This window comes from Sinomonas sp. ASV322, from assembly GCF_030908245.1.
Taxonomy (GTDB): domain Bacteria; phylum Actinomycetota; class Actinomycetes; order Actinomycetales; family Micrococcaceae; genus Sinomonas.
The window spans coordinates 34,034-50,002 of record NZ_JAVFJJ010000001.1 but is presented as its reverse complement, the minus strand read 5'-3'; the positions used below and the strand labels follow the sequence as shown (position 1 = coordinate 50,002).

Annotated in this window: 16 protein-coding genes and 1 tRNA gene; 5 read left to right on the top strand and 12 right to left on the bottom strand. The window is 70.3% G+C overall.

All coding sequences use genetic code 11. From position 1 onward, the window contains the following. Positions 1-3 precede the first annotated feature (3 nt). From RBS12_RS00255 to RBS12_RS00245, 3 genes are all read right to left on the bottom strand, one after another. Entirely contained in the window at positions 4-234 is a 231-nt protein-coding gene (locus RBS12_RS00255; RefSeq protein WP_307964045.1) for a helix-turn-helix domain-containing protein, read from the bottom strand. 179 nt (positions 235-413) lie between these two features. Continuing rightward, positions 414-490: transfer RNA gene (locus RBS12_RS00250), tRNA-Pro, on the bottom strand. 93 nt (positions 491-583) lie between these two features. Further along, positions 584-1,180, bottom strand: coding sequence for a TetR/AcrR family transcriptional regulator (locus tag RBS12_RS00245; protein WP_307964044.1), 597 nt, complete (start codon positions 1,178-1,180; stop codon positions 584-586). Positions 1,181-1,302: 122 nt separating this feature from the next. Here RBS12_RS00245 and RBS12_RS00240 point away from each other — a divergent pair, with 122 nt between their 5' ends. Next, the gene (locus RBS12_RS00240) at positions 1,303-2,442 is read left to right on the top strand and encodes an ABC transporter permease (protein WP_307964043.1); all 1,140 of its coding nucleotides are present in this window, start codon (positions 1,303-1,305) and stop codon (positions 2,440-2,442) included. 75 nt (positions 2,443-2,517) lie between these two features. On the opposite strand, the gene der is transcribed toward RBS12_RS00240, so the two are convergent. From der to RBS12_RS00200, 8 genes are all read right to left on the bottom strand, one after another. After that, positions 2,518-4,053 (bottom strand): ribosome biogenesis GTPase Der, encoded by a 1,536-nt coding sequence (gene der / locus RBS12_RS00235; RefSeq protein WP_307964042.1) that lies wholly within the window; start codon positions 4,051-4,053, stop codon positions 2,518-2,520. Between the two features lie 90 nt (positions 4,054-4,143). Further along, positions 4,144-4,851: a (d)CMP kinase gene (gene cmk / locus RBS12_RS00230; protein WP_307964495.1), complete on the bottom strand. Its 708-nt coding sequence runs from the start codon at positions 4,849-4,851 to the stop codon at positions 4,144-4,146. An 89-nt stretch (positions 4,852-4,940) separates the two neighbouring features. After that, positions 4,941-6,041, bottom strand: a complete 1,101-nt coding sequence (locus RBS12_RS00225) for a prephenate dehydrogenase (protein ID WP_307964041.1) — start codon at positions 6,039-6,041, stop codon at positions 4,941-4,943. Between the two features lie 16 nt (positions 6,042-6,057). Beyond that, positions 6,058-7,086: a pseudouridine synthase gene (locus RBS12_RS00220; RefSeq protein WP_307964040.1), complete on the bottom strand. Its 1,029-nt coding sequence runs from the start codon at positions 7,084-7,086 to the stop codon at positions 6,058-6,060. 259 nt (positions 7,087-7,345) lie between these two features. After that, the gene (gene scpB / locus RBS12_RS00215) at positions 7,346-7,894 is read right to left on the bottom strand and encodes an SMC-Scp complex subunit ScpB (RefSeq protein ID WP_307964039.1); all 549 of its coding nucleotides are present in this window, start codon (positions 7,892-7,894) and stop codon (positions 7,346-7,348) included. Continuing rightward, positions 7,884-8,765, bottom strand: a complete 882-nt coding sequence (locus RBS12_RS00210) for a segregation/condensation protein A (RefSeq protein WP_307964494.1) — start codon at positions 8,763-8,765, stop codon at positions 7,884-7,886. The genes scpB and RBS12_RS00210 overlap by 11 nt, the downstream gene beginning before the upstream one ends. Positions 8,766-8,817: 52 nt before the next feature. Continuing rightward, positions 8,818-9,717: an AAA family ATPase gene (locus RBS12_RS00205; protein WP_307964038.1), complete on the bottom strand. Its 900-nt coding sequence runs from the start codon at positions 9,715-9,717 to the stop codon at positions 8,818-8,820. Between the two features lie 232 nt (positions 9,718-9,949). Continuing rightward, positions 9,950-11,362 (bottom strand): cation:dicarboxylate symporter family transporter, encoded by a 1,413-nt coding sequence (locus RBS12_RS00200; protein WP_307964037.1) that lies wholly within the window; start codon positions 11,360-11,362, stop codon positions 9,950-9,952. Between the two features lie 149 nt (positions 11,363-11,511). Between RBS12_RS00200 and RBS12_RS00195 the strand changes: the two genes are divergently transcribed. From RBS12_RS00195 to RBS12_RS00180, 4 genes are all read left to right on the top strand, one after another. Continuing rightward, positions 11,512-13,155: a sensor histidine kinase gene (locus RBS12_RS00195; RefSeq protein WP_307964036.1), complete on the top strand. Its 1,644-nt coding sequence runs from the start codon at positions 11,512-11,514 to the stop codon at positions 13,153-13,155. Next, positions 13,152-13,847 carry a response regulator gene (locus RBS12_RS00190; RefSeq protein ID WP_307964035.1) on the top strand — a complete coding sequence of 232 codons (696 nt, stop codon included), beginning with the start codon at positions 13,152-13,154 and terminating at the stop codon, positions 13,845-13,847. Before RBS12_RS00195 ends, RBS12_RS00190 begins: the two co-directional genes overlap by 4 nt. 113 nt (positions 13,848-13,960) lie before the next feature. Further along, the gene (locus RBS12_RS00185) at positions 13,961-14,107 is read left to right on the top strand and encodes a hypothetical protein (RefSeq protein ID WP_307964034.1); all 147 of its coding nucleotides are present in this window, start codon (positions 13,961-13,963) and stop codon (positions 14,105-14,107) included. Between the two features lie 63 nt (positions 14,108-14,170). After that, positions 14,171-14,335 carry a hypothetical protein gene (locus RBS12_RS00180; protein ID WP_307964033.1) on the top strand — a complete coding sequence of 55 codons (165 nt, stop codon included), beginning with the start codon at positions 14,171-14,173 and terminating at the stop codon, positions 14,333-14,335. A 100-nt stretch (positions 14,336-14,435) separates the two neighbouring features. Here the strand turns inward: RBS12_RS00180 and RBS12_RS00175 are convergent, their stop codons facing one another. Then, positions 14,436-15,905: a S53 family peptidase gene (locus RBS12_RS00175; protein ID WP_307964032.1), complete on the bottom strand. Its 1,470-nt coding sequence runs from the start codon at positions 15,903-15,905 to the stop codon at positions 14,436-14,438. Between the last annotated feature and the right edge of the window lie 64 nt (positions 15,906-15,969).

Genomic DNA, 15,969 nt, shown 5'->3' with positions numbered 1-15,969 from the left:
GGGTCACCGCCGATCCCGCTGCGGCGCCGGGTCGCGCTGCGCCTCGATCCAGGCGGTCACGTCGTCCACCGCGAACTTCAGGTGCTTGCCGAACCGGTACGCGCGCGGCCCGAGCCCGCGGGCGCGCCAGTCGTAGATCGTCGAGACCGGGACGCCGAGGTAGGCCGAGAGCTCGCCGATGCCGAGCAGCGGCGGCAGTCCGGAAGAAGGCGGGAGCGGTGCTGGAGCAGTCATGCCCAGCAGGTGCACCCGGCGTCCCGTGCCATCCGGGAGCGTCCGGGGCCAACGCCGCCGGGCCGAATGCCGGGGCCGCTAGAGCCCCATCTGGGCGGGGTTTTAGATGGGTATTAGATGGCCGGTTCAAATCTCACCAACGCAGAAGCCGCGGGAACCCTTGGGTTTCCGCGGCCTCGTGGTCGGGCTGACAGGATTTGAACCTGCGACCCCTTGACCCCCAGTCAAGTGCGCTACCAAGCTGCGCTACAGCCCGAAAGTGCCTGCCCGTTCTCGCTGTTCGCGCCCGTTCAAGCAACCGCTTCAGCATATACGACGGCCCGCCGGAGCGCGAATCGGTGCGCCGCTGTCAGAGCCCTTCGAGGAGGGCCCGGGCCGACTCAAGGTAGCGCTCCTCGATGCCCCCGCCGACGAACGCGACCTGCAGGATATACCCCTGCACGAGCCCGACGACGCTGGGCGCGAGGCGCTCCGCCTCAGCCCGAGCTTCATCGCGAGAGAGGCCGCGAGAGGACTCGAGCCACGCCTGCAGATACTCGGCGAAGCGTCCGGTGACCTCGCCGATAATGCTCTGCGCGATGCCCGCGAGCTCCGCATTGTGCACGGCCTCGCCCCAGACCTGAAGGGCGATGCCGGGGAAGAACGCGGTCTTCGGCAGCCCGGCCATGATCTCCGGGATGACTTCGTGCGGCGGGGGCACCGGGTCCAGCCCCTCCACGAGCGCGAGCGCGGCGAGCCGGTCCTCGAGAACTCGCCGGCCGACGTCGACCGTGAGCTGCTCCTTGCCTTTGTAGTACACGTACACGGCGCCCGCGGACAGCCCGGCCTCCGCGACGATGTCCGCCATCGACGCCGCCGCGAACCCCTTGCGGCCCACGCACGCGAGCGCGGCGTCCTGGATGCGGCGGCGCATGGCCTCCCGATGCTCTTCACTGACCTTCGGCATGGCCTCACCCTACAAGAAAACGAATGTCCGTTCTTGACAGCGTACCGCGAGTGCGCAGAATAGTGAATGAGCATTCGTTTTCTTCCGAACCAAAGCCCCAGCAAGCCAGGAGAGGACCTGCCATGTCCACCCAGAGCATCGCCCAGGCCCCGCAACACGCACACCGTGCCGACACCACAACGGGCGCGCACACCCCGTGGGCTCACGCCCTCCGCGCCGCCGCGCTCGCGGCGGCGATCGTCTGCGTCGTCCTCATCGCCTTCGCGTGGCCGAGCGTCACGGCGAAGGTCCAGAACCTGCCGATCGCCGCCGTCGGGAGCCCCGACCAGATCTCGCAGGTCACGTCCAAGGCCCCACAGGGCGCCCTCGACGTCCGCACCGCCTCAAGCCGCGACGACGCAATCGCACAGATCCAGCGGCGCGAGGTCTACGGCGCGATCGTGCTCGGCAAGTCCCCCGAGATCCTCGTGGCCAGCGCCGCCAGCCCCGTGGCGTCGCAAGCGCTCACCCAGATCGGCGCTCAGATGCAGCAGGGTATCCAGCAGCAGGTCATCGCGCAGCTCAAGCAGGCCCTCCAGCAGGCGCAACAGCGCGCCCAATCCCCGCAGGCAGGCGCACCGCAGACAGGCGCCCCGCAGGGAGCCACACCCGCGGCCGGATCGCAGGCCGTGCCGACGGTCACGGTGACCGACGTCGCTCCCCTCTCCTCCGACGATCCACGCGGCACGGGCCTCGCCATCGCCGGCCTGCCCCTCGTCATCGGCGGGATCCTCGGCGGCGTGCTCATCTCCCTGCTCGTCTCGGGGACGTGGCGGCGGTTCGGCGCCGTCCTCGCGTACGGCGTGGCGGGCGGACTCGGCCTCGCGGGCATCCTGCAGGGCTGGTTCCACATCCTGCAGTCGAGCTACTTGCTCAACGCCGCCGCGATCGGCCTCGGCATCGCCGCGACGGCGGCCATCATCACAGGCCTCAACGCGCTGATCGGCCGTGCCGGGATCGCGCTCGGCGCGGTCATCACGATCCTCATCGGCAACCCCATCTCCTCGCTCACGCAGCCGAGGGAGTTCCTCCCCGCGCCCTGGGGCGACGTCGGCCAATGGTTCGTCCCAGGCGCCTCAGGGACGCTCCTGCGCGAGCTCTCCTACTTCCCCTCCGCGGACGCGGCCTTCCCGTGGCTCGTGCTTGCGGGGTGGGCGGTCGTCGGGGCGCTGCTCATCGCCGTCGGGCGCTTCCGCAACCAGCCCACGGCTGTTGAGGTCTGAGGCCCCGAAAAACGGACGACGGCGCCCCGGTCACCTTCCAGCGGAAGGCGACCGGGGCGCCGTGGCACGCGTGTGCTACTTCTTCCTCGCCCGCTTCTCGCGCACGCGCATGCTGATCTCGATCGGCGTGCCCTCGAAGCCGAACGTCTCACGCAGCCGGCGCGAGATGAAGCGGCGGTAGCCGGGGTCAAGGAATCCGGACGTGAAGAGGACGAACTTCGGCGGCCGGCTCTGCGCCTGCGTGCCGAACAGGATGCGCGGCTGCTTGCCTCCGCGCACGGGGTGCGGATGCGCGGCCACGAGCTCGCCGAGGAACGCGTTGAGCTTCCCGGTCGGGATGCGGGTGTCCCAGCCGGCAAGCGCCTTGTCGAGCGCGGGGACAAGGCGGTCGCGGTGCCAGCCCGTCTTCGCCGAAAGGTTGACGCGCGGCGCCCACTCGACGTGCGCGAGATCCTTCTCGATCTCCCGCTCAAGCCAGCGGCGGCGCTCCTCATCCATGAGGTCCCACTTGTTGAACGCGATCACGAGCGCGCGGCCAGATTCGATCGCGAGATTGATGATGCGCACGTCCTGCTCCGCGAGCACCTCGTCCGCTCCGAGAAGGACGACGGCGACCTCCGCCTTCTCGAGCGCGGCCTGCGTGCGCAGGGAGGCGTAGTACTCGGCCCCCTTGGCCATGTGCTGACGACGGCGGATGCCCGCCGTGTCGACGAAACGCCACACGCGCCCGCCGAGCTCGATGTACTCGTCGACGGGGTCGCGCGTCGTTCCGGCGAGCTCGTTCACGACGACGCGCTCGGACCCCGCGAGCTTGTTCAGCAGCGAGGACTTGCCCACGTTCGGGCGGCCGATGAGCGCGATGCGGCGCGGACCGCCCGAGCGCTCGAGACCGGCGATCGCGGAGAACTCGGGAAGCACGTCCATGGCCGCGTCGAGCAGGTCGGCCACGCCGCGCCCGTGCATCGCGGAGACCGCGTACGGCTGGCCGAAACCGAGCCCCCACAGGACGGCGGCGTCCGCCTCCTGAGCGAAGTCGTCCACCTTGTTGGCCACGAGCAGAACGGGCTTCTTCGACTTGCGCAGCATGCGCATGACCGCCTCGTCCGTCGCGGTCGCCCCGACGGTCGAGTCGACGACGAACAGGACGGCGTCCGCCATGCTCACGGCGATCTCGGCCTGCTCGGCGACCGACGCGTGGATGCCCTTCGCGTCGTGCTCCCATCCCCCGGTGTCGACAAGCGTGAAGCGGCGGCTGTTCCACTCGGCGGGATAGGACACGCGGTCGCGCGTCACACCGGGGACATCCTCGACGACGGCCTCGCGGCGGCCGAGGATGCGGTTGACGAGCGTCGACTTGCCCACGTTCGGCCGGCCGATGATCGCGAGGATGGGGTCGATGCGGGTCGGGGCGTCCGGGTCCCAGTACTCGTCCATGCCCTCGAGGAGGGCCGCGTCTTCGTCGTCGAGCTCGTAGTCGTCGAGGCCCGCCCGCAGGACGGCGGCGCGCTGGTCCGCCTCGTCGTCGTCCATCGCCGCGAGGTGTTCGGCGATCTCGTCCGCGCCCTCGGGCTCGTAGTCGTCAGCGGCGATATCGCCCAAGGCGTCGCTCATGCTGGTTCTCCTTCATCGATTGCTCCGAAACTGTCGTTCTGAGGAGCCAAAACGACAGTTACGCAGCAGTGGTTGTCTGGGGTCGCCGGATCAGGCACCGGCGGGGCGGCCAACGGCCGCCTGGACGACGTCGAGGACCGCGCTCACGGTCTCCTCGAAGTCGAGGTCAGAGGAATCGACGGTGTACACGCCGTCGGCGGCCTGCGTGAAGCTCGCGACCGTCGAATCGCGTGCGTCCCGCTCGACGACCTGCTGGACGAGCTCCTCGGCGCTCTGCGTCCCGCCGAGCTGGAGCCCGCGTCGGCGCAGCCGCGCCTCTTCCGAGGCCGTGAGCAAGAGCCGCACTTCGGCGTCGCGCGCGACGACCGTCGTGATGTCGCGGCCCTCGACGACCATGCGGCGGCCGTGCGCGGCAATGAGCGCGCGCTGGCGCCGGATGAGCTCGTCGCGGACGCCGAGGTTGGTCGCGACGGCACTCACGGACGCCGAGATGTGCGGCTCGCGGATGGCGGCCGTGACGTCGTTCCCGCGGACGGCGACATACTCGAGCTCGGCGCTCGTGCTGAGCTCGAGGTCGAGCGCGCGGGCCGAGGCCTCGACGAGCGCGCTGTCGCCCAGGTCGAGCTCGCGGTCGAGGCAGTCCCACGTCACGGCCCGGTACATCGCGCCCGTGTCGAGGTACGCGAGGCGCAGCCGGCGGGCGACCTCCTTCGACACGCTCGACTTGCCGGACCCGGACGGGCCGTCGATCGCGATGACGAGCGGGCGCCCGACCCGGACGGGCTCCCCGCCGGGCATGTATCGCACCGTCGTTCCCCGCGCGGTGCTCGCGGCACTGATCTCCGTACCGGCTTCCCAGCCCGCTTCCCCCGAGGCCTCGAATTCCGTCACTGCAGCACCCGCCATCCCCGCTCCTCCAGTTCCGCTACCAGTCCATCGTGCTTGCTCGGGAGCACGGAGATCTCCACCATGCCCACGTTCCGCCCCGACGAGTGGTCGAGGCGCAGGTCTTCGAGGTTGACCCCGATCTCGCCGATCTCCGTGAGCAGCTTGGCGATCTGCCCAGGGCGGTCATCGACGAGCACTGTCAGCCACGCGAACGCCTGCGGCGGCCCGCCGTGCTTGCCCGGGATCCGCGCCTGGCCCGCGTTGCCCTCGCTCATGAGCTGGGCGAGGTCGAGGCGTGCGCCGGGCGCCGTCGGCGCCTCGAGCGTGCCGATGAGCCGCTGGACGTCCTCCCGGACACCGTACAGGTGCTGGACGAGCTTGTCCGCGTTGGCGCCGAGGATCTGCACCCAGAGGCCCGGATCGCTCGCGGCGATGCGCGTCGTGTCCCGCAGGCCGTTGCCAGCGAGCGAGAGGAGGCGCAGGTCGGTGCCCTGGAGCCGGCTCGCGAGGAGCGAGGCCATGACCTGCGGGAGGTGGCTCACGAGCGCGACGGCCTCATCGTGCTCGTCGGCGTCGAACTCCGTCACGATCGCCCCGAGGTCCGATCCGAGCGCCTTGGCGAGCCGCACAGCGTCGTCCGACGCGTCCGGATGGGCGCACACGACCCACGGCATCGACGTGAACAGCTCGCCGCGGGCCGCAACGGGCCCGGACTTCTCGCGCCCCGCCATGGGGTGCGTCCCGACGTAGCGGGCCAGATCGACGCCGCGCTTGCGCAGCTCCGCGAGGATCCCCGCCTTGACGCTCGCGATGTCGACGACGACGGCGCGCGGCCACCGCACGAGGGAGCGCTCGACGACGTCGGCGGTCACGTCGGGCGGAGCGGCAACGACGACGAGCTGCGGCTGGGCGCCCCGATCGGCCTCGAGCTCGGCGACAGGCCGGCCCGCGCCGATGTCGACGGCGACGGCCTGGTTGGTCGGCGAGGTGTCCTCGAGGAACACGGGCACGCCCCGATGCTCGAGCCCGAGGCCGATGCTCGTGCCGAGGAGGCCGGTGCCGATCACCACGACCGGCCCGGCGAGATGCGTGGAAGCCATCCTGTTCTGCCCTGGCCTAGAGACCCACCGAGGCCATGAGGTGGCCGACTTCCTGCTTGCCGAGCTTGCGGATGGTCCCCTGCTTCTGGTCGCCGAGCCCGATGGGCCCGATCTTCGCGCGGACGAGGCGCTGCACGGGGAACCCGACGGCGTCGAACATGCGGCGAACGATCCGGTTCTTGCCCGAATGCAGGACGACCTCGACGAGCACGAAGCCCGGCGTCGAGTCGACGAGCCGGAACGAATCGACCCTCGCGATGCCGTCCTCGAGCTCGACGCCGCGGCGCAGCTGGGCGCCGACGCCCTGCGGCATCGGGCCGCGCACCTGCACGACGTACGTCTTGGGCACCTCGTACGAGGGATGCGTGAGGCGGTTGGCGAGCTCGCCGTCGTTCGTCAGGAGCAGAAGCCCCTCGGTGTTGGTGTCGAGGCGCCCCACGTGGAAGAGCCGCTCGGGCGAGCCGGGGCGGAGGTAGTCCGAGATGCACGGACGGCCCTCGGGGTCGTCCATCGTCGAGACGACGCCGCGCGGCTTGTTGAAGGCCATGTACACGAGGTGCTCGTTGGTCTGGATGCGCACGCCGTCCACGTGGATGACGTCGGTCTCGGGGTTGACGCGCGAACCGAGCTCGGTCACGATCTGGCCGTTGACCTCGACGCGCCCCTGCTCGATGAGCTCCTCGCACACGCGGCGCGACGCGACGCCCGCGTTGGCCATGACCTTCTGGAGGCGCACGCCGTCGTCGTTGAGCTGCGACCGGGTGCGGGGCTTGTGCTGCGGAAGCGGAGTCGGAGCCTTGCCGGCGGCGCCCTTGCGGACAGGGCCGAGGTTCCGGCCGAAGCGCTCGTTCGCGAACGGCGCCGCCTCCGTGCCCTTCGGCTGCGGCCGCTCGCCCCGCTTGCGCTGCGGTGACTTCGGCGCGCCCTTCGCGCCCCCGCGCGCTGCATTTCCGCGCGCTGCGTTGCCTTGCGCCCCGAAGGCGCCGTTCTGGGCAGCTCGCTGCCCTCTATTGCGTGGTGAACCCTGGCGTCCCGCCTGTGTCATGACCCGGCCTCGATGTGTTGTGAAGAAAGAGAATCAGTGCCCGCGCCAACGCGGGATGGGCATTCGGCCCCGATCTACGATACCGGATGCACCGATCCCGCCCGGCTCCCCAGGTTCTCCTCCGGCTTCCCCGGGTTCTGGACGCGTCCTGCGGCGCGCCGCCCCGACACGCCGAAGTCGGGCCAGCCGCCCGTCCGTGATGTTGGGTGATTCGGGCCAAGCGTTGGGGAATTCGGGCGGTGCGCCCGGCCCGGGGCTATCACTCGAGCGAGATCGACGCGAGGTCGTCGAGCCCCGGGAGGTGGGGCGAGAGCTGGGGAAGGTCCGCGACGGAGCCGACGCCGAGGCGCTCGAGGAAGTACGACGTCGTCTGGTACAGGATCGCGCCCGACTCCGGGTCCGTGCCGGCCTCCTCGACGAGGCCGCGGGAGACGAGGGTCCGGACGACCGAGTCGACGTTGACGCCGCGGATCGCCGCAACGCGCGACCGCGCAACGGGCTGGCGGTAGGCGATGACGGCGAGTGTCTCGAGCGCGGCCTGCGTCAACCGGGCCGTCTGACCCTCGAGGACGTAGCGCGAGACGATGTCGGCGAACTCCGGCCGCGAGTAGAACCGCCATCCGCCGGCGACTGCGCGCAGCTCGAAGCCCCGGCCCTCGGCGTCGTACTCGGCTGCGAGCATGGCGAGGAGGTCCTCGACCTCGGGCTGCGGGAGCTCGAGCGTGGCCGCGAGCTCGGCTGCGCTGACCGGCTCGTCGACGACCATGAGCACCGCCTCGAGGGCGGCAGCCCTCCGGTCACCCTGCATGCTGTTCCTCCCGTATCGCGTCGTGTTCCGCCCCGGCGGCGACCTCGTCCGGCAGGGGCGCGCCGCCGTCGTCGTACTCTTCGCTCAGGCGCTCGGCCGTCCAGTCCTCGCCCGCCGTCCAGCGCACGCTCAGCTCCCCGAGCGGCGCGGCCTGCTCGAACGTGACCGCCCGGTCGCGGAACATCTCGAGCAGCGCGAGGAAGCGGGCCACGACGACGAGGCGCGACTCCGCGTCCGCGGTGAGCGCCCGGAAGCTCTGCACTCCCCCGGCCCGGAGCCGCGCGCCGAGGATCGCGGCCTGTTCGCGCACGCTCACCGGCGGCGCGTGGAGGTGCGCGAGGCCGACTTCCGACGGCGGCGCCTCCTTGGGCGCGAACGCCTTCGCCGCGAGCGCCGCGAACTGCTCGGGGGTGTGCTGCCACACGAGCTCCGGCAGGAGCGCCGCGAACGCGGGCTCGAGGCTCACCGCGCGCGGGAAGCGGCGGCCCTCCGCCTCGAAGGTCTCGTCGAAGATCGCCGCGATCTCCTTGAACGCCTTGTACTGGAGGAGACGGGCGAACAGCAGGTCGCGGGCCTCGAGCCGTGCGACGTCCTCCTCGTCCTCGACCTCGCCCTGCGGCAGGAGGCGCGCGGCCTTGAGGTCGAGGAGGGTCGCGGCGATGACGAGGAACTCGCTCGCCTCGTCGAGAGCCCATTCCTCGCCGCGGTCCTGCATCGCGCGGATGTAGCCGATGAAGTCGTCGGTGACGGTCGCGAGGGCAACCTCCGTGATGTCGAGCCTGCGCTTCGCGATGAGGCCGAGGAGGGCGTCGAAGGGGCCCGTGAAGTTCTCGAGGCGGACCTCGAATCCCGTGCCGGACGCATCGAGCACGTCGGACCCGGTGAGTTCGGGGACCTCGGCGGCTCGCCCAGCGGGCTCGGAGCTAGGGGGCGCCACCGCGGGCCACGAGCTCGCGCGCAAGCCTTCGGTACGCCTCGGCGCCAGGATGCGTCGCCGCGTAGCGCGTGATCGGCTCGGCCGCGACCGTCGCGTCGGCGAACTTGATCGTCCGCTTGATGACGGAATCGAAGACCTTGTCCCCGAACGCCTCGACGAGACGGGCGAGCACCTCGCGGCTGTGGAGGGTCCGCGCGTCGAACATCGTGGCGAGGACGCCGTCCACGGTGAGGCGCGGATTGAGGCGGTCCTGGACCTTGTCGATCGTCTCGACGAGGAGGGCGACGGCGCGCAGCGCGAAGAACTCGCAGATGAGCGGGATGATGACGCCGTGGGCCGCCGAGAGCGCGTTGACGGTCAGCAGGCCGAGGGACGGCTGGCAGTCGATGAGCACGACATCGTACTCGTCCTCGACCTTGCGCAGGGCGCTCGCGAGCACCTGCTCGCGGGCCACCTCGGTCACGAGCTGCACCTCGGCCGCGGAGAGGTCGATGTTGGCCGGAAGGAGGTCGAGGTTCTCGATATCGGTGTGGCGGATGGCGTCGCGGATGTCCACGTGGCGATCCATCATGACGTTGTAGACCGTGAGATCGAGCTCGTGCGGGTTCGTCCCGAGCCCCGCGGACGCGGCGCCCTGCGGGTCGAAGTCGACGAGGAGCACGCGGCGGCCGTAGTCGGCGAGCGCCGCGGCAAGGTTGATCGCGGACGTCGTCTTGCCGACGCCGCCCTTCTGGTTGACCATCGCGATAACGCGCGCGGGGCCATGCGATTCGAGGGGCGCCGGAACCGGGTAGTCCCGTTGGGGGCGTCCCGTCGGGCCCAGCACGGCGTCGGAGAGGTCTTCGGAGATGCCGTCCAGAGTCGCTGAACTCTGTTCTGTGCTCACGTATCCATCCACGCTTTCGATTCGCTTGCTTCGGCTTCTTGAGAACCCAGCCTACACAGCGGGGACACGCTTCCCGTGGACCTTGACAAATCGACTCCGGCGAGCCTTTACCTTCAAGTAGAGGCTCAACGTTGGCGCCTCTCGACGTTCAAGAGTCACGTCCCGTGGGTCGTAACCCACGGGACGTGACTCTTGAATGAAGTCCCACCCACGGGAGGTGACTTCTGAACGGTTAGGCGCGGGCCGGCTCCGGTGCGCCGACCGCGCGAGGCGAGCCCTCGCCGTCGTCCGTCGCCTCGCCCTGCCCAGTGCCCTGCGAGCTGCCATGCCCGTGGGCCGCAAGCATCGTCGTCTCGTCGAACGGGAGCCGGCCGGAGAGGACCTCACCCGCGCGTTCACGGTCGATCTCCCGCGTCCACACGCCCATGAGCACGGTGGCGACGGCGTTGCCCGTGAAGTTGGTGAGCGCCCGGGCCTCGGACATGAAGCGGTCGATGCCCACGATGAACGAGACGCCGCCCACGAGCTGCGGCGCGTGGGACTGGAGCCCGCCCGCGAGAGTCGCGAGTCCCGCGCCGCTCACGCCGGCCGCGCCCTTCGACGCGATGATCATGAACACGAGGAGCGCGATCTGCTCGCCGAGATTCATGGGCTGACCCATCGCCGTCGCGATGAAGAGCGAGGCCATGGTCAGGTAGATCGCGGTCCCGTCGAGGTTGAACGAGTAGCCCGTCGGGACCGTCACGCCCACCACAGGCTTGGACACGCCAAGGTGCTCCATCTTCGCGATGAGGCGCGGGAGCGCAGCCTCGGACGAGGACGTCGAGACGATGATGAGGTACTCGCGGGCGAGGTACTTCATGAGCCGGAAGATGTTCACTCCGGCGACGGCGCGCAGGAGGGTGCCGAGCACGACGACGATGAACAGGATGCACGTGATGTAGAACGCGATCATGAGCGTCAGGAGGCTCAAGACGGCTTTCCAGCCCGTGGCGCCGACGACGGCGGCGATCGCACCGAACGCGCCGATCGGGGCGACCCACATGATCATGATGAGGATGCGGAACACGAGCGTCTGCGCCTGGCGGATGAAGTCGAGGAGCAACGCGCCGGTCTTGCCCATGCGCTGGAGCGCGAAGCCGACGAGGAGTGCAACGAAGAGCGTCTGGAGGACCTGGCCCGACGTGAGCGAGGAGATGAGCGTGTTCGGAATGATCCCCAGCAGGAAGTTGGTCGTGTCCGTGGCCTCGGGAGCCTTGTACGTCGCATCCTTGAGGTTGAGGCCCGCGCCCGGGTGGACGATGTTGCCGACCACGAGGCCGATGCCGAGAGCGAACGTGCTCATGATGATGAAGTACCCAAGGGCGAGACCGCCGACCTTGCCGACCGTCGTCGCCTTCGCGATCGAGCCGATGCCGAGCACGATCGTGCAGAAGATGACCGGCGCGATCATCATCTTGATCAGGTTGACGAACGCGTCGCCGAGCGGCTTGAGGTTGGCCGCGAAGCCGTCCTTGCCGGGGAAAACAAGGCCGACGACGACGCCGAGCACCACCGCGACGATGACGGCGATGTACAGCCAGTGGGTGCGATCGGCCTTCTTCTTCGCCGGCTGCTCCGCCGGCGCCAGGGGCACGGTTGCCATGGATCCTCTTCCTCGAGTCTGTCCGCGTCCTCGGTGACCGCGGCCATCCCACCTTCCCGTACAGTGTGAGAAAGGCCACGGTTGCGGTCATATTGGTCGCACACACTGTGATTGCACCGGGCGAAGGAGGACTGAGGCGCTTGCGGCACGTGAGCCTTGCGCGAAGGCTGTTCCTCCTGCTCGTCTTCGCGGTCGTGCTCTTCACGGCGTTCATCGCCACGGCGTTCTTCCTCGACGCGCGGGATCTGCTCCACCAGGCCGCCGGCAAGCGGACGCTCTCCGCGTCGGAGGCCATCGCGAACAGCCCATTCGTCGTCAGCGCCGCCCTCGGCGCCGCACACACGGACCCCTCGGCGCTCCTGCAGCCCTACGCCGCCAAGGTCAGCTCCGACGGGGGCCTCGACTTCATCACGATCATGGCGCCCGATGGAACGCGCTGGACACACCCGAATCCCGCCGAGATCGGCGGCAAGTACATCGGCTCGACGGCACAGGCGCTGGCCGGGCAGGCGTACACCGAGACCACGACGGGGACGCTCGGGCCCTCCGTGCGGACCATCGTCCCGATCAAGGATCCCGGAACCGGGCGCGTCGTCGGGATGGTCGCGACGGGCGTGACCGTCACGAACCTCGATGTCGCGCTCTCGTCGCGCATCCCCGCGTTGCTCGCGATCGCCGTCGTCATCCTGATCCTCGGCTCGTTCGGCGCGAGGCTCCTCGAACGGCGTCTCGAGGCGGCGACCCATGGCTACGGACTCGAGCAGCTGAGCCAGCTCTTCGCATACTACGAATCGGTCCTCCACTCGGTGCGAGAGGGCGTGGTGATGGTGAGCCCGCGGCGGCGGCTCGTGATCCGGAACGACCAGGCCTCCGAGCTCCTGGGCCTCCCGGCCGCCGACGCCGACGCGCCCCCTCCCCTGCTCGACGACCTCGACCTCCCCGAGAGCCTGCGAGAGCTGCTCGCGAGCGGCCGCACGGCGCACGACGAGCTCCACCTCACCAAGGACCGCGTGCTCATCGTCAATCAAGAGCCCGCCTCGGGCCCATCCGGCCGCCGCGCGCGGCCGCTCGGCTCTGTCGCGACCCTGCGCGACCAGACCGAGATCGAGACCCTCGGTTCCGAGCTCGCGACGATGCGCACTCTCTCCGACGCGCTCCGCAGCCAGACGCATGAGCACGCCAACCGGCTCCACACGATCGTCTCGCTCCTCGAGCTCGGCCGGACCGAGGAAGCGCTCGCGTTCGCCACCGACGATCTTGCGCTCAGCCAGGCACTCGCCAATGAGCTCGTCGTCGCGGTCCACGAGCCTGTGCTCGCCGCCCTCGTCATGGGCAAGTCGGCCCAGGCCCACGAGCGCGGCGTGCAGCTCGACGCCGAGGCCAGCGGACGCCTCGAGGCCGCGGGCCTCGAGCCCAAGCATCTCGTCACCATCGTCGGCAACCTGCTCGACAACGCGATCGACGCCGCGGCGGGCGGCGACGCTCCCAAATGGGCCGCGCTCGAGATCCATGAGGAGAACGGCGCCGTGGTCATCGAGGTCTCGGACTCGGGTCCCGGAGTGCCTGCCGCGGAACGCGAGCGCGTCCTCCAGTTCGGCTACTCGACCAAGCCCCACGGCTCGGCGGGCCGCGGGCTCGGACTCGCCCTCGTGCGCCGCTCGGTCGAGGCCTTGGGCGGGACGCTCGGCGTCGCGGGCGACCGCGGCGCAGTCTTCACCGTCGCGATTCCCGCGCGGGCACGCGGCACGGACAGGACCGCCCCACAGGAACCCTCAAGGGAAGGAGAACCGTGACCGAGCTGCGCGTCCTCGTCGTCGAGGACGAGCCTATCGCCGCCGCCGCGCACGCGGCCTACGTCGGCAGGCTCACGGGCTTCACGCACGTCGGGACGGCGCACGACGGCGCGTCGGCCCTGCGTCTGGCGGCGGAGCTCGCCGCGGCCGGCACGCCGCCGGACCTCGTGCTGCTCGACATGAACCTGCCCGACCTGCACGGCCTCGACGTCGCACGGCGGCTCCGCGCTGCCGGCCACCATCCGGACATCCTCGCGATCACGGCCGTGCGGGAACTGCCCGTCGTGCGGAGGGCGATCTCGGCCGGCGTCGTGCAGTACCTCATCAAGCCGTTCACGTTCGCGGCGTTCGCCGAGCGGCTCGAGCACTACCGCCAGTTCCGGGCCTCGCTCGCCGGCCCCGACGGCACGGCGTCGCAGGACTCCGTTGATGAAGCGCTCGCGGCGCTGCGCGCGCCGGTCGGCACCCCGCTGCCGAAGGGGCTTTCCCCGGAAACGCTCGAGTCGATCCGGGCGTTCGTCCGCGAACGCGGCGCGCCCGTCTCTGCCACCGAGGTCACGGACGCCGTCGGGGTCTCACGCGTCACGGCCCGTCGCTACCTCGAGCACCTTGCCGACGCCGGGGTCCTCACGCGCTCGGCCCGCTACGGCACGCCGGGCCGTCCCGAGAAGGAATACCGCTGGGCGGGCTGATTCCGCACGAAGCTTTTCGCGTCCGCACTGCCCTCTGAGTCGGCGCAGGAATACCGTTAAATCGAGGGGTCTGAACGTGGTAACACCCCCTCGTGAGCGGACAGGAGAGCCACATGAATACCGAAGCACCTGGGTCCGCGGCTGAGGCCGAAGCCTTCGGCACCGCCGCGAGGACAGTGGACGTTGCCGCGCTTCCCGACGGATCCGGCAACGACCGAGACGACGACGAAGCCGACGACGAGCGCTTCGACGCCGGATAGCCGCACCGTTAGGACCCATTCCGTCGTCCAGGAAATCCGTCGTCCAGGAAAGAGGACCGCGCCATGACCCACAGCGTCGACTATGGCAATACCGAGGACGACGACCTCACCGAGCCCCTCGACGGCCGCGACAGCCAGGCACCCGAGGGTTCGTCGGACAATCCCGAACTCCTCGACGAGGTCGATCCGCTCCACAACCCCCGGCGGCTCATCGAGCTCAACGCCTAATCAGTGGCCCCGACCCCCGCCGGCCACCTCGGCTACGACTGACGGCGCCGCGGGAGGGCCGGCCGCGCGGCCGGCCCTCCCGCCCCGGGCGTCACCTCGCTCAGGCCCCTCGCGCGGCTGACGCGAGCCCCGCGCCGTTGGGCGCGCCGAGGCCCGAACACGCGTCCCAGCCGGGAGCCGCCGTGTAGCCCTTCGTGGGTGGCTGCGAGTTCGCCGCGGCGATGGCGTTCGTGCCGGACGTGATGTCCCTGAACGCGGACGCCGACCGAGCGTACAGCCACGCGTTGTCGAGCCGGAGCGTGCCGCCCGAGAGCTCGCGGAGCCTCGCGGTGAGACCGCTCCACAGGGGCGCGACGGCGCTCGTGCCGCCCACGACCGCGGACCGCCCGTTGACGTAGATCTGGTATCCAGTGAGGTTGTCGGCGTCTCCCGCGACGTCCGGCACGCCACGACCCACGTGATGCCCCGGGTTGACCGACGGCGGGACGTTGCGCCCCTGCTGCCACAACGGGACGGCGAAGACATCGCTCACGCCGCCGCCCGTGGCCCAGCCGTTGTTGTCGTTCCACACCGTTTCGGCGGAGATCGTGCCTCCCGCGGCCTCGAGCCTCGTCCCGCCGCATCCCGTCGCGTTCGGACTCGACGCGGGGAAGTCGGTGTGGGCCCGCCCGTCGTAGGCAGGATTCCTGACAACGATCCCGTTCTGCCGGATGGTCTGCGGTTCGTCGGCGGAGCCGTGGTCGCCCGCGGCGACCATGACGGAGACGCCCATCGCGCGGGCATCCGCGAAGAGCCCGTCGAGGGCGGTCATGGTCTGGGCGGTCCAGAAGCGCTCGGGGGCTCCCCAGCTGATGGAGATGACGCTGGGCTTGTTGACGGTGTCATGGATCGCTGCCGCGGCGGCGTCGATGAAGCCCTGGTCGGTGTTCGGGGCGAAGTAGACCGCGATCGCGGCCTTGGGCGCGACGGCGCCCACGACGTCGATGTCGAGCACGACTTCGACGTCGGCCGGGTCGCCGGGGCTGTTGGCGGCGCCGTCGACGCCGACCGCAACGACCTTCGGCGTCTGCAGCCCGAGCGACGAGAAATAGGCGTCGAGGTCGGACTGCAGGAAGCCGCCGCCGAATTCGAGGATGCCGACGGACTGCCCCGTTCCGTCCGTGCCCGATGGGAACCCGTACAGATTGGCCACCTCGATCGGAGTGAACGACTTCAAGGCGGTGGGCGCCGCGGTGGCCCCCTCGGGCAGTTCCTCCGTGACGGCGACGAAATGCGGGCGCACCTGCGGGCGGGAGTCGAGCCCGATGACGGCTTCCACAATCCCGTCGAGGCCCGCGGGCACCGTGAGCGCGCCTTCGCGCCCTCGGAAGAGGACGCCGTCGCGCTCGTAGTAGGCGAGGCTCACACCGAAGGCGGCGGACATCGCGGAGGCCGGGCCGCGAAGCTTGACAAGCCGTGCCGCGTCGATCCGCTCGGATATTTCGAGGCCGTGGTCGGCTGCGAACCCGGCGACGGCGTCGACGTCGCCCGGCGACGCCGCGAACGACGCCGCGGCCTCCTCACGGCTCACGGCCTCACCTTGCGTGCCTTCCGGTCGCGCGCCCGGCGGCCGGCGGAGCACCACGGTGACCGTC

Coding starts and splice junctions, on each gene's coding strand:
- RBS12_RS00240 (WP_307964043.1), top strand. CDS start 1,303: ATGTCCACCCAGAGCATCGCCCAGGCCCCGCAACACGCACACCGTGCC.
- RBS12_RS00200 (WP_307964037.1), bottom strand. CDS start 11,362: ATGGCAACCGTGCCCCTGGCGCCGGCGGAGCAGCCGGCGAAGAAGAAG.
- scpB (WP_307964039.1), bottom strand. CDS start 7,894: ATGCAGGGTGACCGGAGGGCTGCCGCCCTCGAGGCGGTGCTCATGGTC.
- der (WP_307964042.1), bottom strand. CDS start 4,053: ATGAGCGACGCCTTGGGCGATATCGCCGCTGACGACTACGAGCCCGAG.
- RBS12_RS00185 (WP_307964034.1), top strand. CDS start 13,961: ATGAATACCGAAGCACCTGGGTCCGCGGCTGAGGCCGAAGCCTTCGGC.
- RBS12_RS00245 (WP_307964044.1), bottom strand. CDS start 1,180: ATGCCGAAGGTCAGTGAAGAGCATCGGGAGGCCATGCGCCGCCGCATC.
- RBS12_RS00255 (WP_307964045.1), bottom strand. CDS start 234: ATGACTGCTCCAGCACCGCTCCCGCCTTCTTCCGGACTGCCGCCGCTG.
- cmk (WP_307964495.1), bottom strand. CDS start 4,851: ATGCCCGGCGGGGAGCCCGTCCGGGTCGGGCGCCCGCTCGTCATCGCG.
- RBS12_RS00180 (WP_307964033.1), top strand. CDS start 14,171: ATGACCCACAGCGTCGACTATGGCAATACCGAGGACGACGACCTCACC.
- RBS12_RS00220 (WP_307964040.1), bottom strand. CDS start 7,086: ATGACACAGGCGGGACGCCAGGGTTCACCACGCAATAGAGGGCAGCGA.
- RBS12_RS00225 (WP_307964041.1), bottom strand. CDS start 6,041: ATGGCTTCCACGCATCTCGCCGGGCCGGTCGTGGTGATCGGCACCGGC.